The 26,202-nt window shown below is 72.8% G+C and carries 25 protein-coding genes; 10 read left to right on the forward strand and 15 right to left on the reverse strand.

From position 1 onward, the window contains the following. Positions 1–20 precede the first annotated feature (20 nt). Positions 21–1,436 (forward strand): MFS transporter, encoded by a 1,416-nt coding sequence (locus BM290_RS18340; protein WP_093615533.1) that lies wholly within the window; start codon positions 21–23, stop codon positions 1,434–1,436. A 31-nt stretch (positions 1,437–1,467) separates the two neighbouring features. Beyond that, entirely contained in the window at positions 1,468–1,947 is a 480-nt protein-coding gene (locus BM290_RS18345; protein WP_143133818.1) for a permease-like cell division protein FtsX, read from the forward strand. Here the strand turns inward: BM290_RS18345 and BM290_RS18350 are convergent. From BM290_RS18350 to BM290_RS18375, 6 genes are all read right to left on the reverse strand, one after another. After that, a complete protein-coding gene (locus tag BM290_RS18350; RefSeq protein WP_143133819.1) occupies positions 1,942–4,167 on the reverse strand; it encodes a hypothetical protein in 2,226 nt (741 codons plus the stop codon). The two genes, BM290_RS18345 and BM290_RS18350, sit on opposite strands and share 6 nt — an antisense overlap. Before the next feature lie 10 nt (positions 4,168–4,177). Beyond that, positions 4,178–4,471 carry a hypothetical protein gene (locus BM290_RS18355; protein WP_093615539.1) on the reverse strand — a complete coding sequence of 98 codons (294 nt, stop codon included), beginning with the start codon at positions 4,469–4,471 and terminating at the stop codon, positions 4,178–4,180. Between the two features lie 14 nt (positions 4,472–4,485). Next, complete coding sequence (locus BM290_RS18360; RefSeq protein ID WP_093615541.1) at positions 4,486–4,779, reverse strand: hypothetical protein; 294 nt, start codon at positions 4,777–4,779, stop codon at positions 4,486–4,488. Between the two features lie 120 nt (positions 4,780–4,899). Beyond that, on the reverse strand, positions 4,900–5,892 hold the full coding sequence (locus BM290_RS18365) for a LacI family DNA-binding transcriptional regulator (RefSeq protein ID WP_093615543.1): 993 nt from the start codon (positions 5,890–5,892) through the stop codon (positions 4,900–4,902). Between the two features lie 207 nt (positions 5,893–6,099). After that, a complete protein-coding gene (locus BM290_RS18370; RefSeq protein WP_093615545.1) occupies positions 6,100–7,299 on the reverse strand; it encodes an MFS transporter in 1,200 nt (399 codons plus the stop codon). After that, positions 7,296–7,727 (reverse strand): MarR family winged helix-turn-helix transcriptional regulator, encoded by a 432-nt coding sequence (locus tag BM290_RS18375; RefSeq protein WP_093615547.1) that lies wholly within the window; start codon positions 7,725–7,727, stop codon positions 7,296–7,298. Before BM290_RS18375 ends, BM290_RS18370 begins: the two co-directional genes overlap by 4 nt. Before the next feature lie 89 nt (positions 7,728–7,816). On the opposite strand from BM290_RS18375, the gene BM290_RS18380 reads away from it, so the two are divergent. The 4 genes from BM290_RS18380 (at position 7,817) to BM290_RS18395 (ending at position 13,657) form a co-directional block, all read left to right on the forward strand. Next, complete coding sequence (locus BM290_RS18380) at positions 7,817–8,452, forward strand: FMN-dependent NADH-azoreductase (RefSeq protein ID WP_203779246.1); 636 nt, start codon at positions 7,817–7,819, stop codon at positions 8,450–8,452. Between the two features lie 124 nt (positions 8,453–8,576). Further along, positions 8,577–11,018, forward strand: a complete 2,442-nt coding sequence (locus tag BM290_RS18385) for an alpha/beta hydrolase (protein ID WP_093615549.1) — start codon at positions 8,577–8,579, stop codon at positions 11,016–11,018. 145 nt (positions 11,019–11,163) lie between these two features. After that, positions 11,164–12,504: a hemolysin family protein gene (locus tag BM290_RS18390; protein ID WP_093615551.1), complete on the forward strand. Its 1,341-nt coding sequence runs from the start codon at positions 11,164–11,166 to the stop codon at positions 12,502–12,504. A 73-nt stretch (positions 12,505–12,577) separates the two neighbouring features. Then, positions 12,578–13,657, forward strand: a complete 1,080-nt coding sequence (locus BM290_RS18395) for a hemolysin family protein (RefSeq protein WP_093615553.1) — start codon at positions 12,578–12,580, stop codon at positions 13,655–13,657. On the opposite strand, the gene BM290_RS18400 is transcribed toward BM290_RS18395, so the two are convergent. From BM290_RS18400 to BM290_RS18425, 6 genes are all read right to left on the reverse strand, one after another. After that, on the reverse strand, positions 13,646–13,951 hold the full coding sequence (locus BM290_RS18400) for a hypothetical protein (protein WP_093615555.1): 306 nt from the start codon (positions 13,949–13,951) through the stop codon (positions 13,646–13,648). The two genes, BM290_RS18395 and BM290_RS18400, sit on opposite strands and share 12 nt — an antisense overlap. A 54-nt stretch (positions 13,952–14,005) precedes the next feature. Next, positions 14,006–14,635, reverse strand: coding sequence for a TetR/AcrR family transcriptional regulator (locus tag BM290_RS18405; RefSeq protein ID WP_093615557.1), 630 nt, complete (start codon positions 14,633–14,635; stop codon positions 14,006–14,008). Positions 14,636–14,888: 253 nt separating this feature from the next. Next, positions 14,889–15,962 carry a HEAT repeat domain-containing protein gene (locus tag BM290_RS18410; RefSeq protein ID WP_093615559.1) on the reverse strand — a complete coding sequence of 358 codons (1,074 nt, stop codon included), beginning with the start codon at positions 15,960–15,962 and terminating at the stop codon, positions 14,889–14,891. A 92-nt stretch (positions 15,963–16,054) separates the two neighbouring features. Then, entirely contained in the window at positions 16,055–17,410 is a 1,356-nt protein-coding gene (locus tag BM290_RS18415; RefSeq protein ID WP_093615561.1) for a flavin monoamine oxidase family protein, read from the reverse strand. Beyond that, on the reverse strand, positions 17,407–18,402 hold the full coding sequence (locus tag BM290_RS18420) for an agmatine deiminase family protein (protein ID WP_203779247.1): 996 nt from the start codon (positions 18,400–18,402) through the stop codon (positions 17,407–17,409). The genes BM290_RS18415 and BM290_RS18420 overlap by 4 nt, the downstream gene beginning before the upstream one ends. Continuing rightward, positions 18,399–19,313 carry a nitrilase-related carbon-nitrogen hydrolase gene (locus BM290_RS18425; protein ID WP_093615565.1) on the reverse strand — a complete coding sequence of 305 codons (915 nt, stop codon included), beginning with the start codon at positions 19,311–19,313 and terminating at the stop codon, positions 18,399–18,401. The genes BM290_RS18420 and BM290_RS18425 overlap by 4 nt, the downstream gene beginning before the upstream one ends. 82 nt (positions 19,314–19,395) lie before the next feature. Here BM290_RS18425 and BM290_RS18430 point away from each other — a divergent pair, with 82 nt between their 5' ends. Beyond that, positions 19,396–20,028 carry a TetR/AcrR family transcriptional regulator gene (locus tag BM290_RS18430; protein ID WP_177319770.1) on the forward strand — a complete coding sequence of 211 codons (633 nt, stop codon included), beginning with the start codon at positions 19,396–19,398 and terminating at the stop codon, positions 20,026–20,028. A 143-nt stretch (positions 20,029–20,171) separates the two neighbouring features. On the opposite strand, the gene BM290_RS18435 is transcribed toward BM290_RS18430, so the two are convergent. Both BM290_RS18435 and BM290_RS18440 read right to left on the reverse strand, forming a co-directional pair. Continuing rightward, positions 20,172–21,158, reverse strand: coding sequence for a hypothetical protein (locus tag BM290_RS18435; protein ID WP_093615569.1), 987 nt, complete (start codon positions 21,156–21,158; stop codon positions 20,172–20,174). A 67-nt stretch (positions 21,159–21,225) separates the two neighbouring features. After that, positions 21,226–21,456, reverse strand: coding sequence for a hypothetical protein (locus tag BM290_RS18440; protein ID WP_177319771.1), 231 nt, complete (start codon positions 21,454–21,456; stop codon positions 21,226–21,228). A gap of 58 nt (positions 21,457–21,514) precedes the next feature. Here BM290_RS18440 and BM290_RS18445 point away from each other — a divergent pair, with 58 nt between their 5' ends. Beyond that, positions 21,515–22,138: a TetR/AcrR family transcriptional regulator gene (locus BM290_RS18445; protein ID WP_093615571.1), complete on the forward strand. Its 624-nt coding sequence runs from the start codon at positions 21,515–21,517 to the stop codon at positions 22,136–22,138. A gap of 161 nt (positions 22,139–22,299) precedes the next feature. Here BM290_RS18445 and BM290_RS18450 read toward each other — a convergent pair whose 3' ends face one another. Further along, the gene (locus BM290_RS18450; protein ID WP_093615573.1) at positions 22,300–22,911 is read right to left on the reverse strand and encodes a M23 family metallopeptidase; all 612 of its coding nucleotides are present in this window, start codon (positions 22,909–22,911) and stop codon (positions 22,300–22,302) included. 167 nt (positions 22,912–23,078) lie between these two features. Here BM290_RS18450 and BM290_RS18455 point away from each other — a divergent pair, with 167 nt between their 5' ends. Continuing rightward, positions 23,079–24,638 (forward strand): FMN-binding glutamate synthase family protein, encoded by a 1,560-nt coding sequence (locus BM290_RS18455; protein ID WP_093615575.1) that lies wholly within the window; start codon positions 23,079–23,081, stop codon positions 24,636–24,638. Positions 24,639–24,700: 62 nt separating this feature from the next. After that, complete coding sequence (locus BM290_RS18460; RefSeq protein WP_203779248.1) at positions 24,701–26,194, forward strand: glycerophosphodiester phosphodiesterase family protein; 1,494 nt, start codon at positions 24,701–24,703, stop codon at positions 26,192–26,194. Positions 26,195–26,202 lie beyond the last annotated feature (8 nt).

A 26,202-nucleotide genomic window follows, 5' to 3' on the forward strand; every position in this document is an offset into this window, starting at 1 on the left:
GCCTCCGGTAATGTGGAGGCATGCCTCGACTTTACCAGGCCACGCCACGGACGACCTTCGCGGTTCTGGCCGCGGCCGCCGCCGCGTTCGCGCTGATGCAGAGCCTGCTCACCCCGGTCCTGCCGACCATCCAGCAGGACCTGCACACCTCCACCGGCACGGTCACCTGGGTGCTCACCGCCTGGCTGCTCGCCGCCTCGGTCGCCACCCCGTTGATGGGCCGGGTCGCCGACATCATCGGCAAGGACCGGACCCTGCTCGTCGCGCTCGCCGCCATCGCCCTCGGCTGCCTGATCGCCGCGCTCGCCCCGAGCATCGGCGTGCTGATCGCCGCCCGGGTGCTGCAGGGCCTCGGCGCCGCCGTCTTCCCCGTCTCGTTCGGGATCATCCGCGACGAGTTCCCGCCGGACCGGGTGGCCTCCGCCATCGGCACCCTCGCCGCGGTCATCGCCACCGGCAGCGGCGTCGGCATCGTGCTGGCCGGGCCGATCGTCGGGTTCCTCGACTGGCGGTGGCTCTTCTGGATCCCGATGGCTGTGGTCACCGTGGTCGGCTTCGTGGCCTGGCGGGTCATCCCCGCGTCACCGGTGCGCAGCCCCGGGCGGATCAACATCGTGTCGGCGGTGCTGCTGGCCGGGTGGCTCGTCGCCCTGCTGCTGCCACTGAGCAAGGGCGCCGTCTGGGGATGGGGCTCCGGGCGTACCATCGCGTTGTTCGCCCTGGCCATCGCCCTGCTGGCCGGATGGATGGCGGCCGAGTTGCGCGCCGCCGAGCCGTTGATCGACATGCGGATGATGCGTCTGCCCGCGGTCTGGACCACCAACCTCGCCGCCATGCTCTTCGGCGCCGCGATGTTCGGCGTGTTCGCGTTCCTGCCCCAGCTCATGCAGGTCCCGGCGGCTTCCGGGTACGGGTTCGGCGCGTCCGTGACCGGCGCCGGCCTGCTGATGGCCCCGATGCTGGTGGCGATGGCGGTGTTCGGTTCGCTCAGCGGCCCGCTGACCCGGTGGGTGAGCAACAAGGCGCAGCTGCTGTGGGGCTCGGCGATGGGCACCGCGGCCTGTCTCGTGCTGGCGCTGGCCCATGGTCACAAGTGGACGGTCTCGCTGGCCGCCGGGGTGTTCGGCATCGGTCTCGGGCTCATCTACTCCTCGATGATCAACCTGATCGTGCAGGCCGTCCCGCGGCACCAGACCGGTGCGGCCAGCGGCATGAACACCAACATCCGCACCATCGGCGCGTCGATCGGCACGGCCCTGGTCAGCGCCATCGTCACCGCGCATCCGGGCGCACACGGCCTGCCCGCGGAGACCGGCTACACGATGGCGTTCCTGCTGCTGGCGGCGGCGAGCGCGGCCGCCTTCGGGGTGTCGCTGCTCGTGCCGGGCCGCGCGACGGCCGCGGTCGAGGCCGCTCCGGCGCTGGTCCGGGCCTGATGCGGCGCTGCTAGCCTACGTCGTGCGGACGTTGAAGATCATCTTTGCGGCTCTGGTCACCCTGGCCGTGGTGACGGGGTGCGGCCTGTTCAAGGACACGCCCGAGGAGAAGTTCCAGAAGGAGATCGAGGAGATCCTGGAGAAGCCCGCCGTCTTCACCGTGTTCCTCGACGACGAGGCGACCGAGCCGGAAAGGACCGCCCTGCGGAGCTGGCTGGAGAAGCAGCCGGATGTCGTCGCGGTCGCCTTCGAGGACAAGGCCGCGGCCTACGAGCGATTCAAGCAGCTCTGGCCCGACGACCCGGATTTCATGAAGAACGTCGAGCAGGAGTATCTTCCCGAGTCGTTCCGCACGACGGTGTCCGACTACACCGCCGTCCGGGAGCTTCGCGACAGCCAGGCCGCCAAGGACCTGGAGGCGATGCCCGGCGTCCGGAAGGTGGTGTTTCCCTGCACCACCGTGGAGGAGTGCCGGGACAAGGCGCCCTCCGCCGTTCCGCGTCCCTCATGAGCGAGGAGCGGCCGTGCTCGCCGGGGCCGGGGCCGGCGCCGCCGCACGGTCGATGCTCTCCCACATCGCCTCGTCGGACCAGTAGCCGGTGTGGCGGCGCAGCGGCGGCATCGGCTCGCCGGCGACGTACCAGGAGGTCGCCGGGTCCGGCAGGGGCACGTCGACGTCGCGATGGCCGATCGGGCCGCCGATGTAGTCGGTCCGATAGGAGAAGTTGAGCCAGCGGCACTTCAGCCGGTCGAACAGGGCCGTGTCGATGTAGGCGGGGAAGCCCCAGCCGTACAGGGTGGTCAGCGGCGAGCCGAAGGTGATCAGCACGGTGCCGGACGGGTCGCGGAGCTGGGCCAGGGCGGCCGCCGCCAGGACACTGCCCTGGCTGTGGCCGACCAGCAGGACCCGGGCGCCGCTGTCGCGCAGCCACCGGATCCGGCGTTGCAGGTCGGGGACGGCGCGTTCGGCGTAGCAGGGCGGGGCGTACGGGTGGAAGGCGCGCGGCCAGAACGTGCCGACATCCCACAGGACACCGACCCAGCGGCGGGCGTACGGGTGACGCCAGCCCCATCGCAGCAACGCGACACCGGTGGTCGGGATCAGCACGGCCAGCCACACCGCCAGTTCGTCGTCGGCCCGGGACAGATCCCGCACGCTCGCGGGCAGCACGGCGACGACCAGGATGCTCACCGCCATCCCGGTGAGCAGGTACCGGATGTCGGGGGTGAAGCGGGCCAGCTCCCGTGCCCGCGTGATCGACCGGACCCACGCCCACGTCTGCCGTCGGCAGGCCGGCGTCAGGTTCTCGGACGGCAGCGCGCTGCGACGCCACGTGTCGAACGGCGGTGGTGGCGCCGGCTCGGCGGCGGCCCGTCCGGCGTACTCCCCGATGACCGGCGCGGTCCGGTCCCCGAGTCCCGCGGCGACCCAGCGCGCCGCCTGGACCAGCAGGAACAGCACGAGCACCGCACCCGGAGCCAGCGTGAGCCACGGCGTCACCTCACGCAGCGCCGCGAACATCGCGATCCGGCCGCCGGCGCCCTGGCCGGCGGCGGCGAGCGAGCCGTCGAGAAATTTGACGGCGCCGAGGGACTTGCCGACGGCGATCAGGGAGCCCAGTCCCACGCCGTTGGTGCTGAGGAGACTGAGCACGGCCACCACGAACGGCGCCGCCTGCCAGGTCGAACCCGCCTGCCGGAAACCGAGCCGCCGGACCAGCACGATCAGCGGCATGAGAAGCACCCGCGCGAACACCGAGGCGACAACCAGGGCGAGGGTGACGACAGCGACCAGACCCATGCCGGGCAGGTGACCGGGGACCGTGGGGGGAGGCTCCGCGAACCAGACGCACGCCGCCACGACGGCCAGCGGCACCGGCGCCGCCACGGTCAGCGGCAGCACCAGCCGGTCGCCCGCCGCCTCGCACGCCAGCAGCACCGTCGCGGCGGCGAGCACCACCGCCGCGCCGGCCGCGCCGGCCGTGAGCGCCGTGCCCGCGTGACCGGGGACGAACCCGCCGACGTAGGCCAGCAGGAGGGTCAGCCAGGCCACCCCGGCGCAGAGGTGCAGCCGCCCGAGCCGCCGTACCGTCGCCTCGCCGTCGAAGAACCGGGGGTCGGCCACACCGTCCGGCAGGGCGGCCGCACTGCCCCGCGCCGGGGCCCGGCCGACCGCCCCGACCGGGGTGACGTCCTCGTAGCGGCTCCGCGTGCGGCGGGCCAGCAGTCCGATCACCAGCAGGTTCGCCAGCACCAGCAGCGCGCCGGCGACGACCCGCCGCCCCGTCGGGCCGGGCACGTGCAGCACCCGCTTGGGCCAGAGCCACGACGGGTCGCGCTCCTGGCCGCAGAACTGGTACGCCCACACGTCCATGGCGATCATCGCGGTGATCAGCAGCAGGTTGAGGGTGACCGCGAGCGCCGCCAGCCGGGCGCAGGCACGGTGCACCGGGAACGCCCACCGGTCCCGCCGCACCCGGGCCGAGCAGGTCCAGCCGGCGACGTTGGCCAGCATGAACGGAAAGAGCAGCAGCCACAGCACCCGGGAGCTGCTGCGTGAGGTCATGCCACCCCAGCAGTACGCCTCGACCTCGCGGCCCCGGACCGGGTCGGTGGCCACGTAGAACCCGGCGATCCGGTCACCCCACACCTGACGGAACCGGGTGGTGCCCAGCAGGGCGGCCGGAGAGGCGCCACCCACACCGTGCACCCGCAACTCAATCGTCCGCACATTCCACACTTTATCGGTGTAAAGCGGAACAATCGGCCAGACCGGCGGTCGCTCGCGCCTCCGCGCAGGGCTGCCGCCGCTCCGGGGCCACCGCCAGCGACCGCTCGTACTCCGCCCGCGCCGCCGTCCCCTCGCCGGACCGCAGCAGCGCGGTCGCGAAGTCGTACCGCAAATCGGCCTCGAAGTTGACCTCCCCCGCCCGCCGGGTCACGTCGAGCGCCCGCCGGCTGCGCTGAATGCCGACCGGCGCGCTCGCCCGCAAGTGCTCGTCGCCCGGCCGCAACGCCCGGGTGGAAATCGGCACGCCGGTCGGTCCGGCTACGCCGCCACGCCGACCGGGTTCGCCGCGGTCGCGTAGTCCGGACCGGTCACCGCATACCGCACGAGGAAGTTGCGGTCCTGCTTGCCCTCGTTGTTCAGCCGACCCGGCTCGACCCGCAGCGTGATGGTGAACGAGTCCTCGGCGGTATCGGTCTGCATGGCGATCACCTCACGGGCCATCCCGTCGGCCTCGGACAGCCGCCGGGCCTGGGTGGCGCAGAACCTCAGTCCGGGCACCTTCAAGAACCACCACTTGCCGGAACGCCTCGCCACCACCTCATGGTTGATCATCGAACCAGGCTACTGACCAGCGCCCTTCGGCCCGCAAGACCCGAGGCCATCCCGTCCGCTGGGCACCGCGGGCGATATGCGTCATCCACCGCCGCACGGTGAGTGTTTTCAGTACGCATCTCAGATCGGCGCTGTGCTCTCCCGGATCACCAGCTGCGTGTCGAGGACCCCGCCACCGGCCAGTCCCAGGACGGTACGCGTCGCCAGCGCCCCCATCTCGCGCAGCGGCTGCCGCACCGTGGTCAACGGCGGCGCCGCCCACCGCGCACCGGGCAGATCGTCGAAACCGACCACGCTCAGCTGATCAGGAACGGACACTCCACGGCGCCGCGCCGCCTCGTAGACACCGATCGCCATGAGGTCGCTCATCGCGAAGATCGCGGTCGGCGGCGTGCCACGATCGAGCAGCCGCCCGCCCGCGACGACCCCGGACGGGAAGTCGAACCCGCCACGCTCCACCAGACCGGGGTCCGGTGGGACGCCGGCGTCGTCGTGCGCGGCCAGGAACCCGTCGCGGCGCGCACGGCTGCACATCAGCTCGTCGAGCCCGGCGATCAGCCCGATCCGCCGATGCCCCAGCGCCAGCAGATGCGCGGCCGCCGCCCGGGCGCCGGCGAAGTTCGCGGCGTCCACACTGAGCATGTCCCCGGCTGTCCGCGACGCCGGATCGAGCGCCACCACCGGCACGTTCATCCTGTTCAGAGCCTTGACGAGCGGGCCTGCGGCGGTCACCGTCGCGAGGATCGCCCCGTCGGTGCGCCCGGCCCGCAGCCGCTGCACCAGCTGCCGCCGCGCGGTCTCGCCCCGGTCCAGCGAGGACACCACGATCCGCACGCCGGCGGCATGCCCGGCCGCCTCGATGCCGCGCAGGTGCTCGCCCTCCCACGCGCAGTCGATCTCCGGGAAGATCACGTCGACGGTGCCGGCCGAGTCGGGCCGCCACTGCCGCCGGCCCCGATACCCATGAAGGCGCAGCAGCTCGTCGACCCGCTGCCGGGTGTGCTCGGAGACGTCGGCACGCCCGTTCCACACCTTCGACACGGTCGGCAGCGACACCCCCGCGGCATGGGCGATCTCGGCCATCGTGGCGCGGTCACTCGAGGTGGACCCCATCCGACCCCCTTCACCGTACGCCCGGAGCCGTCCCGCCGGACCCGGGCCGCCCCGTGGCTGCCACGCGAGAGGCTGCCCACTCCCGGCCGACAGCGCGCCCGCCGGGCGGCGATCCCGGCGCGGCGGTCCTGGCCTCACCCTACTCCCGGAAGCCATCGATCGATCGGCAGATTTCACCGCCCACCCGGCCGTGGTCCGGCGCCGCTGTCACCGGGCCGCCCGGGGTTTGATCCACCACCAGACGGCGGGCGCCAGGACGGCTGTGACCAGCGCGGACGCCGCGATCCCGCCGCGGGCGCCGAGCAGCGTGACCACCGGCCCGCCGACGCCGAGGCCGAGGGGCGCGGCCAGGGCGATCCCCGCGGCGTAGATGGTCAGCACCGGCTGCTGGTCCTCGTCGTCCAGGTTGTCCTGCAGGAACGTGTAGGCGACCGCCAGGAACGGCCCGTACACGACACCGCCCACGATCAGCGCCACCGCCGCGACCGGGACGGCCGCCGCGACCGCGAGCAGCACCATCGCCGCCGCCCAGCCGCCGATGATCACGACGACCGTGGCCTGCGGCGGGAACCGGCGCAACTGCCCGGTCAGCACCGCCCCGGTGAGCGCGCCCGCCCCGAAACACGTCCACAGTGTGCCGAGCGCGCCCGCCCCCGCGCCCAGGTCGGCCGTCACGAGCAGCGGCAACGCCACCTCGACCGGCCCGTAGAACAGGTTGAACAGGAAATCCACGACGAGCAGCCGGTAGGCGACGGCGTTGCGGCGCAGCACCGACCAGCCGGACCGGGTCGGCGCGGACGTGTCCGCCGAGGCGTTGCGGGCCAGCGCCGCACAGACGATCAGCGACAGGTAGGCGCACCCGCCGACGGCCACCGCGATCCCGGGACGGGTGACCGCGGCCAGCACACCGCCGAGAGCCGGGCCGACCACGTACATGGCAAGGCTGTCGGAGGTGCCGAGCAGTCCGTTCACCGAAAGGCGGGCGCGTTCCCCGGCCATCCCGGTGGCCAGCAGGCGCCGCCCGCTCGTCGACATCAGCCGCAGCCCCGACCCCACGGCCAGCGCCGTGACCAGCCAGCCGAACGAGATCCGCCCGGCGTCGGCGACCAGCCCGAGCACCCCGAACGCGACGGCCCGGAGCACTCCGTCGACGGCCACGACGAGTCGCGCGTCGAACCGCCGTCGTCCCGCGCCGAAATACAGCGACAGGGCCATGGCCAGCACGTACGGCGCCGAGATGACGATCGAGACGGCCGCGGCCGGGCGCAGGCTTCCGTGCATCTGCAGGGCGAGCAGCGGCAGCGCCACGAAGAGCATGCCGTCGCCGAGTTTGCCGGCAGCGTCGCCGGCGATCACTCCGGCGAGCCGGCCACTACGCAGAACCTGCAGGTAGGAGACGCCCGTCACCGCGCGTCGAGGATCTTTTGCAGGGCGACGGCGATGGTACGCGACTCCTCCCCCGTGATCAGGCTGGTGAAGTGCCGGCGGATCCCGTCGAGGTAGACCGGCGCGGCGGCCCGGAATCGTTCCCGTCCCGCCTCGGTGAGCGTCGCATACGCGGACCGCCGATCGTCCGGATTGCTCTCCCGGGTGACGAGCCCCGCCTCGGCGAGCGCGTCGACGACCCGGCTGACCCGGGTACGGCTGACCACCGCGCGCTGTCCGAGCTCGCCCATGCTGAGCCGCCGACCGGGCGCGTAGTTCAGTTCGAGCAGCACGTCATACCAGGTGAGAGGCAGGTTGCAGGCGGCCTGCAGCTCCCGGTCGAGGGCCGGGACCACCGCGGCGTGCACCCGCAGCAGTGCCGCCCACGCGGCCACGTCGGTGTCGCTCATCACTGGAGCCTACCGAATTCTTGTGCGTGCGCACGCAACAGGATGAGAATGTGCGTGCGCACGCATTCAAACCGTCCTGGAGGACCATCATGAAGCTCCTGCACCTCGCCGCCTCCCCGCGCGGCCCGCGGTCGGAGTCCCTGGCCGTCGCCGCCACCTTCCTCGACACGGTGCGGGAGGTGAAGCCGGACGTGACCGTCGACGAGTGGAATCTGTGGGACGGCACACTCCCGCCCTTCGGGCCGGACGCCGTCAGCGCGAAGATGACGGTCTTCGCCGGCGAGCAGCCGTCCGGTCCGGCCGCCGAGGCGTGGCAGGCCGCGATCGCCACGTTCCGCCGGTTCGACGAGGCCGACACCTACCTGTTCAGCGTTCCCATGTGGAACGCCGGAGTCCCGTACATCCTGAAGCAGTTCATCGACGTCGTCAGCCAGCCCGGCCTGGCCTTCGGCTTCGACCCGGAGACCGGCTACACCGGTCTGCTGCGCGGCAAACGCGCCGTCGTCGTCTACACCAGCGCGGTGTACGGCCCGTCCCGCCCGCCCGCTTTCGGCGCCGACTTCCAGGCCCCGTACTTCGAGGACTGGCTCCGCTGGGCCGGCGTCACCGACATCAGCCCCATCCACTTGCGTCCCAACCTGGCCACCGCCGACGCCGACGCCGCCCGCCAGGCCGCCCACACCCGGGCCCGCGAGGTGGCGAAGCTGCTGACCGCGGACCGCTGACCTCCCGCCGCCCGGTCGCGGACCGCTGCTCCGCCGAGCCGGAGCAGCGGTCCGGCCCGCAGTGACCGCAGGCGCTGCGGCCGGAAAGTGCGTCCCCCGGCGCAGTCCGGCCCGTCAGTGGGGCATGAAACTGTTTTCGGATCGGGCCGGGCGCCGGCCGGCGATCGGCGGCCTGCTGCTCGTGGCAGTGGCCGGGGTGATCGCCGTGACCCCACCGGCCACCGCCGAGACGGCCTCGGCGGTCGACGATCGGCCCGTCATGATGCCGCGGAGGCAACCGGTGAACGCCGTCGACCCGGGCGTCCCGGGGACGCTCGGCACGGTCGAGGGTGAGTACGACCTGCCGGCCGTCACCCTCCCCGGGCTGCGGGCACCGGTGGAGATGCAGGCGCTGGTGATCGCGCCGAAGGGCGGCGCGCCGGAGCGGCCGATGGTCGTCTTCCTGCACGGCAGGCAGGACGCCTGTTACACGCCGCAGGAGGGCTTCCGGGACGGCTGGCCCTGCCCGGAGGGTTCCCGGACGGTGCCCAGCCATCGGGGGTTCCGGTCGATGCAGCAACTGCTCGCCTCGCAGGGCTACGTGACCGTGTCGATCGCCGCGAACGGCGTGAACGCCCAGGACGGGCTCGACGACGGTGGCGCGCAGGCCAGGTCCTCACTGGTCCGGCTCCACCTGGGAAAGTGGGCGGACTGGGCCGGCCGGCATGCGGACGCGGCGCCGGCCATCGTGCGGCAGGCGGCTCCGGCCGACCTGTCCCGGGTGATGCTGGTCGGCCATTCACGCGGAGGCGAGGGCGCCAACCGGGCGGTCATGGACACGATCACACCACCACCGGCAGCGGTGGACGGATATCGGGGCAGGGTCCGCTGGACGATCCGCGGACTGGTCGGCATCGGCCCCACCAGCGGCGGCCAGAATCCGGTGCCGGACGTGCCCTCGATGATGCTGCTGGGCGGGTGTGACGGCGACGCCGCCCTGGAGGGCCAGATGTACGTGGACGCCACCCGTGGCGTGAGCACCGGCCGGGCCCTGCACAGCGCGCTGTACGTGATCGGCGCGAACCACAACTTCTACAACACCGAGTGGACACCGGGTCAGTCGGCCGCCCCGTCGGACGACGACTGGTGGGCCACCGACGATCCGGTCTGCGGGCCGGGCCGGCCGACCCGGCTGACCGCGGCGCAGCAGCAGCGAGCCGGGGCCACCTACGTCGCCGCCGCGGCGCGGGTGTTCCTGCTCGACGACGACGCCGTGCTGCCGCTGATCGACGGGACCGGTGTCTCCGCCCCGTCGGCCGGCCCGGCCCACGTGCTCAGCCACGCCATCGGCGCCGCGCGCACGCCGGTGATCATTCCCGGCCCGGCGCTGCGCCTCGGCGGGGCCCGTCTGTGCGAGCAGGTCAACCACAACGACGCGGGCAAGGAGTGCCTGCCGTACGCCGAGGGCGAGTCGATGGGCTCGCCGCACTTCACCGGGTTCAACTACATGGACGTCGAGCCCGGGCGCTGGGCCGTCCGCCTGAACGCGGGCGAGGCCGCTGTGCTCACCCCTCCGCGCGCGGCCGACGTCGCGGGTGAGCTGGCGATGCGGCTGATCGTGCCGCCGAACACGAGCGGCAACACGTTCGGCGTCGCCGCCACCGACCGCTCGGGACGCCGGGTGGGCCTGGGTGACGTGAGCGTCGACGGGCTGCCCGGCACCCGGAACACCTTCGGCTACTGGGCGCGCGAGGTGCGTGTGCCCCTCAAGGGCCTGTCGTCGATCGCCGCACTGGAGATCGAACCGCGCGGTTCGGCCACCGGATGGCTGCTGGACGCCTGGGGACATCAGCCGGGCACGCCGGACCCGCAGGCCCGGCCGCTCCCACGCATCGATGTGGGCGCCGTACGCGCCAGGGAGGGCGACGCCGGCACCACCACCGTCGACCTGCCGCTCACGGTGACCGGCAGCGGAACGGGTCAGGTGCGGGTGTTCCTCGACAACAGGGCCTCGGCCGTGCTGACGGTCAAGCCGGGCGACCGCCGGCTGACGGTGCCGTTCCAGGTGCCCGCCAACACGCGGTACGGCGACGACAGCCGGGTGCTGGTGCACGCCAAGGCGGTACGGGGACTGGTCGTCGGCAATTTCTTCGACACCTCGGTCATCGAGAACGACGATCCTGCGCCGGCCGTGGAGATCGACGCGCAATCCGAGGTCACCGAGGGCGCGACGCTGCGATGGGGCATCCACCTGTCCGAGCCGGCCGACACGACGATCTGCCTGGACGGCGCGGTCGTGGGCGCCTCCAGCGGCCCCGAGGTGTCGACCACCGACCTGGATCCGCGGTGGCTGGGCGATCAGGGACTCGACCCGGAACCGTCCCGGCCGTTGTCCACCGCCGGGGTGTACGTGTTCACCTGCGTGGAGGCTGGGCAGGACACCGGCGTTCTGGAGATCCCGACGGTCACCGACGATCTGGCCGAGAACCCGGAGCAGATCCGGATCGAGGCGAGGGTCGAGCTGGGTTCCACGACACACTCGTATGCTCTGACCGGTCGGGTCACCGATGGGCGCTCTGCCCGGTAGCGCGGCGGGGCCCGGACCCTCGTGGGTGGGCGGGCGCCGGGATGCGGATTGACGGCCCGGTGTGCGGGTACTGCCTGCGCCCCGGGCCGATTCCGGGACCTGCTAGGTTACGGAACGTGTCTGATCGTTGGAGCGGTGACTGTTCGTGCTGATCACGATCGGCATTGTGGCCATCGTCCTGTTGACCGCGGCGACCGGCTATTTCGTGGCGCAGGAGTTCGCCTACGTGGCCGTCGACCGGGAGCGTCTGCGGGTGCTCGCCGACGAGGGTGACGTCGCCGCCCGCCGGGCGCTGGACGTGACGCAGCGGCTGTCGTTCGTGCTGTCCGGCTCCCAGGTGGGCATCACGGTGACGGCGCTGCTCGCCGGCTACGTGGCCGAGCCCTATCTCGGTGAGGGCACCGCCGACCTGCTCGGGGCCACCGGCCTGCCGGAGGCGGCGACCACGTCGATCTCGATGGTGGTCGCGCTGCTGTTCGCCACGGTGGTGCAGATGGTGCTGGGCGAGCTGGCGCCGAAGAACCTGGCGATCGCCGAGCCGGAGGCGGTGGCGCGGGCGCTGTCCAGGTCCACGGTGATCTACCTGACCGTGGTGGGGCCGCTGATCCGGGTGTTCGACGCGACCGCGACCCGGCTGCTGCGGGCGGTCGGCATCGAGCCGGTGGAGGAGCTGCCGCAGGGCGCCACCGCGGAGGATCTGGACCGGATCATCGAGACGTCCCGGTCGCACGGGGCGCTGGACGCGGAGGCGGCCCGGCTGCTCGATCACGGGCTGGACTTCCGTAACCGGACGGCGGCCGAGGTGATGCGCCCGCGGGTGGACGTCATGTCGATCGGCGCGGCCGAGCCCGCCTCCCGCGTGGTGGAGCTGCTGGACACCGGGCACTCCCGGTTCCCGGTGATCGGCGACGGGCTGGACGACGTGATCGGCGTGGTGTCGATCAACGACGTGGTCGCCCTGGATCCGGCGGTACGGGACAGCACACCGGTGCGGGAGCTGGCGTCCGACGCGGTGGCGCTGCCCGAGTCGTGCACGCTGCCGGTGGTGCTGGACCGGCTGAAGGCGGCGCACCGGCAGATGGCGGTGGTGGTCGACGAGTTCGGGGGGTTCGCCGGGATCGTCACCCTGGAGGACGTGGCCGAGGAACTGGTCGGTGAGATCCGCGACGAGGACGACCTGCCGGAGCCGGTGATCGAGCGCGACGGCGAGGGCTGGCTGGTGCCGGGCCGGGCACGGATCGACGAGGTCGCCGAGGCCACCGGGGTCCGGCTGCCGGAGGACGACCACTACGACACGGTGTCGGGGCTGCTGATGACCGTGCTCGGCCGGCTGCCCGCGGTCCGGGCGAGCATCGAGCTGGAGCTGGCGCCCGGAATCGACGACGACGGCGAGCCGGTGCCGCAGGGCGTGGCCGCGCTGACCGTGCTGGCGGTCCGGCGGCGGGTGCCCGATCGGATCCACCTGATCGTGAAGGACCAGGCATGAGCGAGCCTGCGAGCGAATCATCGAGCAACGCCTGTAACTCATGCCGACGCCGGAGCGCAGCGGAGGTGGCGGCATGAGCACCACACCGGCCTTGTTGATCTCGCTGGCGCTGCTGGTGTTCAACGGGTTCTTCGTGGCCGCCGAGTTCGCGCTGGTCGCGGCGAAACGGCACCGGCTGGAGACGGCCGCGGCCGAGGGGTCGCGCGGCGCCCGGGCGGCCCTGGCCGGCACCCGGCGGCTGTCGCTGATGCTGGCCGGCGCGCAGCTCGGCATCACCCTGTGCACGCTGGGCCTGGGCGCGCTGGCGAAACCGGCGGTCGCGCACCTGCTGCAGCCGGTCTTCACCATGGCCAGGCTGCCGGCGGACGCCGCCTACGCGGTGGCGTTCGTGCTGGCGGTGGCGCTGGTCGGCTTCCTGCACGTGGTGGTCGGCGAGATGGCCCCGAAGTCGTGGGCGATCAGCCATCCGGAGTCGTCGGCGCAGCTGCTGGCGATCCCGTTCGTCGGGTTCACCACGATGCTGCGGCCGGTGCTGGCGGCGCTGAACGGGCTGGCCAACGCCTGCCTCAAGCTGGTCAAGGTGACCCCGCAGGACGAGCTGGCCCAGGTGCACAGCGCCGAGCAGCTGCGGATGCTGCTGGAGACGTCGAAGGAGCACGGGACGCTTCCGGACGCCGAGCACGAGCTGCTGACCGCGATGCTCGCGGTGGAGTCGACGACGGTGGGCGACGTGATGACCCCGACCGCACGGATCGTGTCGGTGCCGGCCGCGGCGGGCGCCCGTGACGTGGAGCTGCGCAGCGTCGAGGCCGGGCGGTCCCGGCTGGCGGTCACGTCGGCGGACGGGGCGATCGCCGGGATCGTGCACGTGCGGGAGGCGGCGAAGGCGGTCGGCGCCGGCGGTGACGCCACGGCCGGGCAGCTGATGACGTCGCCGCTGCGGCTGGCCGCCGGGACCAGCGGGCTGGACGCGATCGCGGCGATGCGCCGGGAACGCAACCAGGTCGCGCTGGTCACCGAGGCGGACGCGGTGGTCGGGCTGGTCGCCCTGGAGGACCTGCTGGAGCAGGTGATCGGACAGTTCGACGACGAGACCGATCCGGTGATCGACGCCGCGCGCCGGGCCGGTCGGACGTCGCGCTCAGGGGCGTAGCCACTCGCCGTCCGGGGTGCGGACCTCGAAGCTGTCGCCGTCGAGACGCACGTCGGGGCAGCCGTCGGCGACCGCGCTCCAGCCGTGCACGGAGCGGACGGCGTGCTGGCGGCAGTGTTTCTCGTCGGTGTAGCCCCAGGCCATCAGCACGTCGCGGCCACGGTAGGAGTAGCGGCCCACCGAGGCGATGCGGTCGCCGTCGGCCCGGCGGTAGAAGTCGGCGCGCAGCCCGGGGACGATCGTGCCCTCGAACTCGGCGTCCAGCGCCGACCGATGTGGGGCATAGGTGGTCAAATCAGGAAGAGACACGCCGGTTGGTCGATCATGCGGGCCGGGAAGTTCCCGAGATCAGTCCTTCAGGTGACTGCGGATCTTCGACCGCAGCGCCCGCCGGGCCAGCGGGCCCAGCTCGTCCACCACCTCGACCAGCACCGCCAGCTGGTCGAGCGCCGCCAGAGCCTGCTGTCCGCCGTCGTGATCGACGCCCTCGTAGAGCTCCAGACCGACGAACGCCGCCGCCACCGCCTTCGCCAGCCCCGGCAGATCGGCGACCTCGGCCACCGGCGAACCCGCCAGCAGCCGCCGCAACACCGACTCGATCTCGTCCGACCACATCCGCAGCGCCGCCGCCGTCGGCGGGGCCAGCCGCTCCCCGGTCTGCGCGGCCGCCAGCATCTGCGCCAGCACCGACACGTTGCCCGCCGCCAGCTCCGCCTCGTGCAGCTCCCGGCCCACCGACAGCAGCTCCCGCAACGAGCCGACCGCCGCGAACCGGTCCGCATACGCCGCCACGCGCTCCCGGGTGGCCCGCTCACAGGCGGTGCCGAGCAGCTCGTCGACCGAGCCGTAGTGGTAGAACACCAGCGCCTGGTTGACCCCGGCGGCGGCCGCGATGGTCCGGGCCGACACACCGGTGACACCGTGTTCGCGCAGCGCCGCCAGGGCGCCGTCGAGCAGTCGCTGCTTGGTGTCGCTCATGACCGGACATTCTGCCGGGCGCGCCGCCGGAGGCACGGCACGGGGTGCGGCGGCACCAGGACGCAGCGGCCGGGGGTACGGCAGCGGGCGGCACGGGGTACGGCGACACCGGGATGCGGCGGCGGGGGTATGGCGGGGGCGCCACGGGCCGCGGCGGCACCAGGACGCAGCGGCCGGGGGTACGGCGGCGGACCCGCCGGGGGCTCGGCGGCACGGGGACACGGCGGCACGGGTGCGGCCGACCTGATGGTCGTCAGGACTGGAAGCGGCCGTCCTTCGGCAGGCCGGCCGCCGCCAGCAGCGACACCACGTAGGGCCCGTCGCCCCACGCGTCGGCCTCGATGAGCGCCCGCACCACGGCCAGCTGCAGGTCGGTGAAGCGGCTGATCAGCGTGGTGGTGCGGGGGAACACCGCGTCGACCAGCGCGCCGATCAGGGTGGTGCGCTCCTGGCCGGGGCGGGTCTTGCGCAGCCGCCGGATCAGCAGCTCGACCCGGTCGGCGGCGGTCGCCGGGTCGAGGCGGGACAGGCTGAGGGCCGCGAGGGTCCGCATGTCGCCCTCGAGGAACGGCCAGTTCGGCACCGGGTCGCCGGCTTCCAGGAGACACTCGTAGACCTGGTCGATCACCTCGCGGGGCGGCCGGGTGTAGAGCGTGGCCACCGCGATCGCCGCGGCCCACCGCTCGGTCGGCACCGGACCGGCCAGGCGCATGGCGAGCGCCCCGGTCAGGGCCCGGTCGGCGGCCACCCCTCCGGCGAGGGCGGCGGCGACCGCGGCGACGGCGGCGACCTCCACGTGCGCGCCGGGCTCGGACTCGATCACCCGGGTGAGGGCGGGCACGACGACGTGGCGTTCCTCCGGGAACCAGGCCAGCAGGTGCGCCGTGTGCATCCGCACGGCCGGTTCGGGGTCGGTCAGCGCTGTCAGGAATGCCGGAATCCGCGCGCGAACCGCATCATAGGCGGCCATGTCCCATTGTTCGGGCGAGGGGACGGCCCGCAACGCCGCCGGGTCGGGGCGCTCGATCAGCCAGTACGTCTCGTCGCCGATCGCGATCAGGCGCAGCAGCTGGCAGGCGCCGAACCGGTCGCCGGCCGCCGGGTCGGCGATGACGTCGATCAGGAACGGGATCGCCGCGATGCTGGTCGGGAAGCGGCTGCCCTGCTGGACGAGCGTGCCGGCCAGGTAGTTGTAGGCGCTGCGGCGCAGGAACTCGTCGGCGGACCAGAGCGCGTGCAGGGCCGCGGGCACCCCGGTGGAGGCGCGGGGGTCGCGCGTCAGGGAGGCCCAGTTGACGGCGTCGACCATGTGCGTGCGCTCGGGCATACCCCGGAATCTAGACGATCATCTCCCCAGACACCGCCCGCCCCCGACGTCGTCCGCATCGATCGCCGCGCGGGTGGCCGTACCGAATCGGGTTATTGATCGAGAATGCGGGCGGCGACCGCCTCGCCCATCCGGATGGCGCCGTCGACGTGCTGGAATCCGAGGCCGGCGATGTCGCTGCTGGCGAAGGCCAGCGGGCCGACGTCGGACCGCAGGTGGCGGCCGTATCGGGTGAGCGAGCCGATGTCGAAGGAGGTGCCGAAGGCGCCGACCGTCCACTCGTCGGCCATCCACGGGCTCTCGTAGTAGTGGACCGGGGTGAGCGCCTGCTCGCCGTAGTAGGCGGCGAGCGCCTCCAGGACCCGGCGCTTGCGGGTCTCCGGGTCGAGGGCGAGCAGGGCGTCGGCCTTGACGTCGGAGACGAACCCGACGAGGGTGCCGCGGGTCTCGCCCTCGACGTCCTCGTTGGTGTTGTCGTAGGCCTCGTGGACCAGGGAGTACGGGCTGAACGCCGTCCCGGACAGCCCGAGCTCGCGCCAGAACGGCGTCTCGTAGGTGACGTGCAGCTTGATCACCAGGCCGAACGAGATGTGCTGGCGCATCTGGGCCTGCACCGGCGGCAGCGCCGGAACGTACTGCACGCGGCTGACCAGGGTGGGCGGCACGGCCAGCACCACGTGGCGGCCCTGGTAGCTGCCGCGGCCGGTGAGGACGGTCGCCCCGCCGTCGGTCCACTCGACCTTGGTGACCGCCTCGTCCAGGTGGACGGCGCCGTCCGGCAGCCGGGCGGCGAGCGCCAGCGGCACCCGCTGCAGGCCGCCGACGACCCGCCGGTCCAGGATGAAGTCGGCGTCGACCAGGTGGCTGAACCCGCCCGCGCTGGCCGCCATCAGCACCGCCGACAGCGCCGAGAACGAGTGCGCCGGCTTGGTCAGCATCGCCGGGCCGACGTAGAGGCCGACGTTGTCGCGGGCCTCCGGGTCGTCGGTCTGCCCGGCGAGCCACGCGGCGAACGAGATCCGGTCGAGCTCCTCGGCGTCCGGGTGCTCCCACGGCTCCAGCGGGTCCATCTGGGCGGCGAGCCGGTCCATCTCCTTGACCAGGCGTTCCACCTCGGCGGCGGTGCCCGCGGAGACCGGGAACTTCTCCCCTTCGAAGGTACGGCGTACGCCGTCGCGGCCGATGTAGATCGACTCCCCGGCCCGGTAGCGGGAGTACATCTCCAGGCCCAGCTCGTCGAGCAGCGCGAGCAGGGCGGTCTGGTCCGGGGAGACCCACTGGCCGCCGACCTCGAGACGGACGCCCTCGTGGTCCTCGGTGAGCAGGCGGCCACCGACGCGGTCGCGGGCCTCCAGGACCACCACGCGGCGGCCGGCCGCGTGCAGGCGGTTCGCGACGGTGAGCCCGGTGACACCGGCCCCGACCACCACGACGTCGACGTCGGTCACGACTCTCCTCCAGGTATTGCGGGTTCCTGCTGGGTGATGCAGTGGATGCCACCACCGAGCGCGAAGATCGCCCGGGCGTCGACGCCGACGACCCGGCGGCCGGGGTAGGCGGCGGCCAGGATCTCCAGCGCCTGGTCGTCCCGGGGATCGTCGAACGTGCAGGCGACGACACCGGCGTTGCACACTAGGTGATTGACGTACGAGTGATCAACTGGGCCGTTCCCGTCCTCGACCCCCTCCGGCGCGGGTAGATCGATGATCTTCCAGTCGTCAGGCAGGGCGGCCCGGATCTCAGCCGTGACGAGGTGATCCGGGTGCCCCGGATCGGGCTGGACGTGCAGCAACACGGTTCCCGGCGCGGGGAACGTGGCCACGATGTCGACGTGCCCGCGAGTGCCGAACTCCTCGTAGTCACGGGTCAGGCCGCGCGGCAGCCACACCACCTCGCGGACGCCCAGGGTGCGGCGCAGCTCACCCTCGACCCGCCCCCTGGTCCACCCGGGGTTACGGCCCGGATCCCGCTGCACCGTCTCGGTGACCAGCACCGTCCCCCGGCCGTCGACGTGGATGCCACCGCCCTCGTTGACCATCTCCGAGCCGATGATCGTGGCGCCGGCCCACTCGGCGACCCGGCGGGCGATCCGCGCGTCCTTCTCCCACGTCGCCCAGCTCTGCCCGCCCCAGCCGTTGAACACCCAGTCGACGGCGCCCAGCCCGTCCGGGCCGACCACGAACGTCGGGCCGATGTCCCGCATCCACGCGTCGTCGAGCGGGGCCTGGAAGTACTCGACGGCGTCACCGAGCCAGTCCGTGGCGTCGCGGATCGCGGACGGGTCGACGACCAGGCGGACCGGCTCGAACTCGGCGACCGCGAGCGCCACCGAGGCCCACGCCCGGCGGGCCTCGTCACCGTCGGCGTATCCGGAGGAGGGCCAGGCCATCCAGGTGCAGGTGTGCGGCTCGGTCTCGGCCGGCATGCGCCATGCGGTCACGAGAGGCCACCGTACGTGTCCGGGCGCCGGGTGCGCAGGAACGGGAACAGGGTCAGCCAGTCCCGGCGCTGGTCGAGGTCGAGGTCGGCGACCAGCACGGCCTCGCTGTCGCGAGGGGCACGGGCGAGGATCCGGCCGTACGGGTCGACGATGAACGAGGAGCCGTAGAAGGTGATCCGCCCCTCGTCGCCGGTGCGGTTGGGAACCACGATGAACAGGCCGTTGGCGATCGCGTGGCCGACGATGACCTGCTGCCACAGCGGCTGGGTGTCGAAGTCGGGATGGTCCGGCTCGGAGCCGATCGCGGTGGGGTAGGCGAGAATGTCGGCCCCCTTGAGCGCATAGCAGCGGGCCACCTCCGGGAACCATTCGTCCCAGCAGGTCGGCAGCCCCACCTTCGCGCCGGGCAGCTGGTGGACCGGGTAGGCGTCGTCGGCCGGGCCGGGCCGGAAATACCTGTCCTCGACGTAGCCCTCGGTGACCGGGATGTGCGTCTTGCGGGTCCGGCCGACGACGGTCCCGGTCCGGTCGACCAGGACCGCGGTGTTGAAGCCCAGCCCGTCGCCCAGGTCGACGTTCTCGTAGAGCGAGGCGTGCACCAGGATCCCGTGCCGCCGGGCCGCCTCGGCCGCGAGCGCCACGGTGGGACCGGTGAGGAGGTCCTCGGCCAGGTCGACCGGTCTGCCGGCCGGCTCCTCGAACGCCGGATACCTCGACAGGGTCAGCTCCGGCAGGAACACCACCTCGGCCCCGGCGCCGGCGGCCTGCGCGATCCCGCCGAGCAGCACCTCGCGCAGCTCCGCGGGGTCGGGCCGCCAGTGGTGCTGGACCAGGCCCACCCGCAACGGCGGACGGGCCGGCGCGTCGACACGGGCGGGCGAGTCGTGGGCCGCGGACCGGATCAGTTCCATGGCAACCTCATGTCAGACTTTAACGAACGGCATTCGTTTTACTATGGTGGTCCACCTCAGCCGAGCGCAAGGGGGTTCGCCGATGGCCCGGCCCGTCACACCGAAACTGTCGGTCGACAAGATCGCCGCGGCGGCGCTCGCGCTGGTCGACGCCAAGGGCGAGTTCACGCTCGGCGAGGTCGCGGCGGCGCTGTCGGTGCGCCCGTCGTCGATCTACAACCACCTGAGCGGCAAGACCGAGATCATCGAGGCGATGCGGGCGCTGATCTTCCGCGAGGAGCCGCCGGCCGACCTCACCGGCACGTGGGCCGAGGCGCTACGGGCGCTGCTGCTGCGCTATCGGGACGCGTTCGCCCGCCACCCGCGGCTCATCCCGATGCTGACCGCGCACACCGTCTCCTCCCCCGACGTGGTGCACATGTACGACGACATCGCCACGGTGCTGCACTCGGCGGGCATCCCGGCCGCACGGCTGCTCGACGTGATCACGGTGCTGGACAGCTTCGTCATCGGGTCGGCGCTCGACATCGCCGCGCCCGACCAGGTCTGGGACCCGGCGCAGGCCCGCACGCCGGTGCTGGTCGCCGCGATCGAGGCCGCCGGGCACGGCCGGGAGCGCGCCGACCGTGCCTTCGAGCTGGGCCTCGGGCTGATCCTCGGCTCGCTCGCCGCCTTCGCCGCCGATCAGGGGCGCGGCGATCAGGGGCGCGGATAGAGCAGGCAGGGCTCGCGCCCGCGGGCGAAGGCGGCCGGGCTCGGCATCAACACCGGCGGAGTGGTTCGCGGGTCCGCCCGCATGCCCTCGTCGCCGCCGACCGGCGCCGAGCCGCGGAAGCCGTGCTCAGGCCCGAAGACAGGTCACCCGAACACCAGCTTCGTCAGGCGCTCGCTGCTCGTGCGGAAGACCCCGGGACCGTCCGACACCTCGGCCAGGATGCGGCGGCAGCCGTCGGCCTCGATGTTGAGCGTGCCACCCGGCTCCAACTGGACCAGCGCGAACCGGCTGGCCGGCTGGTCACAGGCGGGCGAGGCCGGCTCGGACGCGGCGACCTCGGCGCGGATCGCCGTCCAGTCGGCCGCCGACAGCGGCCCGCCCGCGCGGAAGCCACCGGCCGGCTTCCCGCTGCCACGCTCGCTCGCCGGGACGTCGTAGACGCAACGACGGGCCGAGGCAGTCTCCGGCAGCGGGCCGAGCGTGCCCTTGTTCTCGCTGCCCATGGCGCCCGTCGTCCAGGTCATGTCGGCGTACGTCTGCGAGCATCCGGCGGTCGCGGCCTCGTCCGACTCGATCTGGCCGGTCACCCGGCTCGAGACGGTGACGGTCACCAGCCCGTCGTAGGCCTTTCGGAACTCGGTGCGGGGCTTGACGCAGGCGTCGACCGGAACGCCGGGGCGGACCCAGCGGTTGTCCCGGTCGACCAGCACCACCCAGGGCACCCCGGGCAGGTCGGCGGTGCAGATCTCCGCGGTCGACGCCTCGTCGGGCAACCGCAACGCCGACAGGAGCGCGGTGAGATCGTCGGCGCGGGCCTCCTCGGCGGTCTGCTCACTCCCGCCTCCCGGGCGCTGCCGGATGCCGACCCGGCACACGACCGCGGCGACCGGCTGGAACGAGTCGTCGAGAAGCGGCATCGTCAGCGCCTCGTGCGCGGCGGTGAACTGGTCCATCTGGTCCTTCGGCAGCGCCGCGTCACAGGACTCCCAGCGGTCGTGCACCACGGGCGCGGCCGGCCCGCTGCGCTGCGGGCCGGGGACCGCCGCTCCGGGACCGTCGCCGGGGCGGGCGCACCCACCGGCGAGCAGAGCGATCAGGGCAACGGTCGTCGTGGTCGCGCGCATGCGCATGGCGTGCTCCTCCGTGTCACCGAGTGGCTTGCCGGGTCAGACGGCGCGACGGCCCGCGCGGTTGCCGTCATCGCCCGCCGGAGTCGAGGTGGACCGCCACGTCGTAGAGAAGCTGGACCGGCTCACCGTTGGTGACACCCACGAAAACCGGGTCACCCGCGGGGGTACGGCCGTGGCGCCACACCTCGGCGCGGGCCGCGTCGGCCGACTCCCGGTGGACCCGGCCGGCCAGGTGCAGGTCCATGACTTTACGCGCGGTCGTGCGGTCACTGGGCAGCCGCACGCGGAACAGCGGCACGATCCACCTCCTTGAACGCCGGTAACCTGACTTACCAACGTTAACCTAAGATGGTGGGGTGACCTCGATCTGGCTGCGTTCCGAACCGGACCGCCCTCGCCGCTCCCCGCAACTGACCAGGGCGCGGATCGTCGCGGCGGCCGTGGACCTGCTCGACGCCGACGGTGTCGACGCGCTCACCATGCGCCGGCTGGCCGGGCGCCTGTCGGTCACGTCGACCGCGCTCTACTGGCATGTCCGCACCAAGGACGACGTCCTCGACCTGGCCGTCGACGAGGTCTTCGGCGAGGTGACGCTGCCCGCCCCGACCGCCGACTGGCGGGCCGACGTCCGTGCCCTGGTGCTCGGCTGGCGCGCGGCGATGCTCGCCCACCCGTGGACGCCCGCGCTGATCGGCCGCCCGCTGATCGGGCCGAACGTGCTGGCCCGGACCGAGTTCCTGCAGGCGGCGCTGGTGCGCGGCGGGCACACCGGCGAGACGCTGGCGGTCACCACCCGGCTGGTGGCCAACTTCGTGATCGGCGCCGCGGTCACCGAGGCGGCCGGGCAGCCGGGCGCCCGCGGCCGGATCACCGAGGCCGCCGGCGCCTACCCCACCCTCGCCGGCTCGGGCCACCTCGACACCACGCGATGGCCCGACGACCTGCTCTTCCGGCGCGGCCTCGACGTCCTGCTGGCTTAGGGTCCGTTTCGGAATGCCACCGGGGCTACGGCGTGGCCCAGCCGGCGCCTGACGGCATCCGGGCAAAGGCCACATACAACACCGGTATGCGACCTTTGCCCGGCTGACGCCAGCCACCACCTGGACCTCGCCTCGCACTCGGCCGCATTCCGAAACGGACCCTAGGCCCCGCTGCCGGGCGGGCAGTTGCGGCTGGTGCGGCGCACCTCGTACTCCCGGTCGTCGGTGGTGATGCCGGAGGGCTCGCCGGCGAAGACGGCCTCCCGCTTCTCGCCGGCGACACGTTGCTCGTAGTGCAGGTGCGGGGCGCCCGACTTGCCGGTGCTGCCGACCCGGCCCAGCTGCCGCCCCTGCTCGACCCGGTCGCCCTCGCGGACCAGGGGCGGCTCCAGCATGTGCAGGTACTGGGTCTCCCACAGGCCGCCGTGGTCGATCTTCACCCAGTAGCCGGCGCCGGTGCCGTACGGGCCCTTCGGGTTGTCGGGGGTTCGCGAGCCGAGGGTGCCGTTGACACCCGCCTCGACCACGGTGCCGGCGAACGAGGCGTGGATCGGGCGGCCCCACGCCTCACCCGACGACGGGAAGAAGTCGATGTCGAAGTCGTCGTGACCGGGATAGGTGCCGAGGATCCACGTCTCCCCGCACGCCACCGGCATCTGGAAGTCGGGGCGCGGGCCGGGCGTGCGCAGCCGCGGGACGGTCACGACGATGAGCCCGACGAGCGCGACGAGCGTGACGGCCACGGCGATTCCGGTACGGGCACGGGCTGTCATCCGGCTGATCCTGGCAGAGCGTGTCAACCCGTACCCCGGCGGCCTGCGGCTGGCTGACCGCGACCGTCCTCGCCCGGGTGACGCTGACCGCCTCTTGCGTGGTGGCGGGGCGGGTGGACCGTACCCCTGAATGGTTTGAGGCCGTCGGCAGGGGCAAAATCGTGACCATGAAGCGGGGTCTTTGGGCGGCGGGCGCCGCCGCAGCGGCGGTGGCGGCCGTCGCCGTGCGGGATCTGACGCAGCGCCGGCATGCGCTGCTGCGCAACTTCCCGGTGATCGGCCACGGTCGCTATCTGATCGAGGCGATCGGTCCGGAGCTGCGGCAGTATGTGGTGGCGGCCAACGACGAGGAGCGGCCGTTCACCCGTGACCAGCGACGATGGGTCTACGCGTCGGCGAAGAAGGAGAACAACTACTTCGGGTTCGGCACCGACAACGACATCGAGTTCACCGCCGGTTATCCGATCATCAAGCACCGCACGTTCGGGCGGGCGGTGCCGCGGTCGCATCCGGAGGCCGGTTATGAGGCGTCGGTGCCGTGCGCGAAGGTGCTCGGGGCGGCGCGCGGGCGGGCCAAGGCGTTCCGGCCCGGCTCGGTCGTCAACATCTCCGGGATGAGTTTCGGGTCGCTGTCCGGAGCGGCCGTGGAGGCGCTGAACCGGGGCGCCGCGATCGCCGGCTGCCTGCAGAACACCGGCGAGGGCGCGCTGTCCCCGCACCACCGGCACGGTGGTGAGCTGGTCTTCCAGATCGGCACGTCGTATTTCGGGTGCCGTGACGAGCAGGGCCGCTTCGACCTCGCCAGGCTCAAGGACGTGGTCGCGGCCAACCCGATCCGGGCGCTGGAGATCAAACTCAGTCAGGGCGCGAAACCGAGCCTCGGCGGGCTGCTGCCCGGAGCGAAGGTGTCCGCCGAGATCGCCGCGACCCGGGGCATTCCGCAGGGCGTCGACTGTGTGAGCCCGTCGCGGCACGCCGAGTTCTCCGACACCGACAGCCTGCTCGACTGGGTGGAGCTGCTGGCCGCCGAGACCGGGCTGCCGGTCGGCATCAAGTCGGCCGTCGGCGACCTCGACTTCTGGGACGAGCTGACCACCCTGATGGCGACCACCGGCCGCGGCGTCGACTTCGTGACCATCGACGGCGGCGAGGGCGGCACCGGCGCCGCCCCGATGATCTTCTCCGACTCGGTGTCGCTGCCGTTCCAGGTCGGCTTCGCCCGCGTCTACCGGCTGTTCGCCGAGCGTGACCTGCACGAGAAGGTCGTCTTCATCGGCGCCGGCAAGCTCGGCCTGCCGGACAACGCGATCGTCGCGTTCGCGCTCGGCTGCGACATGGTCAACGTGGCGCGCGAGGCGATGCTGGCGATCGGCTGCATCCAGGCGCAGAAATGCCACACCGACACCTGCCCCACCGGCGTCGCCACCCAGAACAAGTGGCTGACCAGGGGCCTCGACCCGGGCCTGAAGTCGGTGCGCGCCGCCAACTACGTCAAGACGCTGCGCCGTGACCTGCTCAAGGTCGCCGAGGCGTGCGGCGTCGAGCATCCCGGCCTGATCGAGACGTCGTCGGTGGAGATCCTCGACGGCCGCACCACGGCGACCCCGCTGGACCGGGTCTACGACTACCAGCCCGGCTGGGGCCTGCCGTCGAAGGCCGACCAGGAGGCCGTGATCGCCCTGATGCTCGACGAGCCCCAGGGCGGCAGCGCGCCACCGTCACCGTAGATTCACGGTGATGTATCCGTCTGCTCCCCGCCGGGCCGCGCGCCCGGCGGAGGCTGGCGGCCATGTGGGCAGTAGCGCTTCTGGTCGCCGGCACGCTCGCCGTGCCCGCGCCGGCACACCATGAACGGTTCGACCTGCAGGCCCATCGCGGTGGCCTGGGGCTGCGGGTGGAGAACACGCTCGCGTCGTTCGGCAACGCGCTGCAGCTGGGCGTGTCGACGCTCGAACTCGACGTGCAGATCACCGAGGACGGGCAAGCGGTGGTCACCCACGACCGCCGGGTCAGCGCCGCCAAATGCGCCGACACCGGGCCGGTGGTGGCCGGGGACCCGGAGTTCCCCTACGTCGGCAGGTACGTCAACACGCTGAGCCTCGCCCAGGTCCGCACGCTCGACTGCGGGTCGCGCCCGCTCGCCGACCGGCCCGGCCAGCGCGCCGTGCCCGGCGCCCGGATGCCGCTGCTGAGCGAGGTGTTCGCGCTGGTCAAACGCTACCGCGCGGACGGCGTGACGCTGAACGTGGAGACCAAGGTGGAGGCCGGGGCGCCGGCCGAGACCGCGCCGCGCGAGCAGTTCGTGCGGGTCACCGCGGCGGAGATCCGGCGGGCCGGGCTGCTGCGGCAGGTGACGATCCAGAGCTTCGACTGGGGCGCGCTGCGGCTGATGCGCCGGGTCGAGCCGCGGCTGCCGCTGGTGGCGCTCTGCAACTACGACTTCCTGCAGGTGGGGCAGCCGGGCGCCTCGCCGTGGCTGGGCGGCCTCGACATCGACGACTTCGGTGGCGACCCGATCGCGGCGATCACGAGCTTCGGGGCCGGCACCTACTCGCCGGTGCACGGGTTCCCGCAGAACGGCACCGTCGACCACCCCGCCTACCGGCCGTACGTGACCGCGGCGATGGTCCGGCACGCGCACGCCCACGGCGTCAAGGTGGTGCCGTGGACCGTCGACGACCTGCCCACGCTGGGCAAACTTCTCGACGACGGCGTGGACGGCATCATCACCGACTATCCGGACCGGTTGCGGTCGCTGCTGGCGCAGCGTGGGCATGCACTTCCCCGGCGGTACGCGTCACCCTTCGACATCCAGGCCCGGGCCGGCTCCGCTGCCGCCGCCACCGAGGCGCTGCGCGATCCGGCGGTTTCGACGCTCGTGGTGGACGCCCCGCTGGTCGCCGCGGTGGTGCCGGTTCTGCGGCCGGACGTCCGGCTCGCCGTCGAGGTCGGCAGCCGTCCGGTCGCGCGCTCGGTGGCCCGCCGGGTGCGCCACGTCCGGGCCGCGGTCCGCTCCTCCGATCCGGCCGTGCTGCGGCTCGTCCACGCGCTCGACCCGCGGATCGAGACGGTCGCCGTGCTCGATCGGCCCGGCCCGTGTCTCCGGTTCGCCGACACGGTGTCGCCGGACGCCGCCGTCGTGCGATGCGGGCCGCGGGTCGTGCCGTACGGCGCCGACGATCCGGCGACCATGCAGCGCCTCGTCGACCTCGGCGCCGGCGGCCTGGTCACCCGCGACCCCGGCGCGCTCGTCGAGGTGGCCATCCGCAACGGCCTGCGCTGAGACGGGGG

The organism is Actinoplanes philippinensis (assembly GCF_900113015.1).
Lineage (GTDB): Bacteria > Actinomycetota > Actinomycetes > Mycobacteriales > Micromonosporaceae > Actinoplanes > Actinoplanes philippinensis.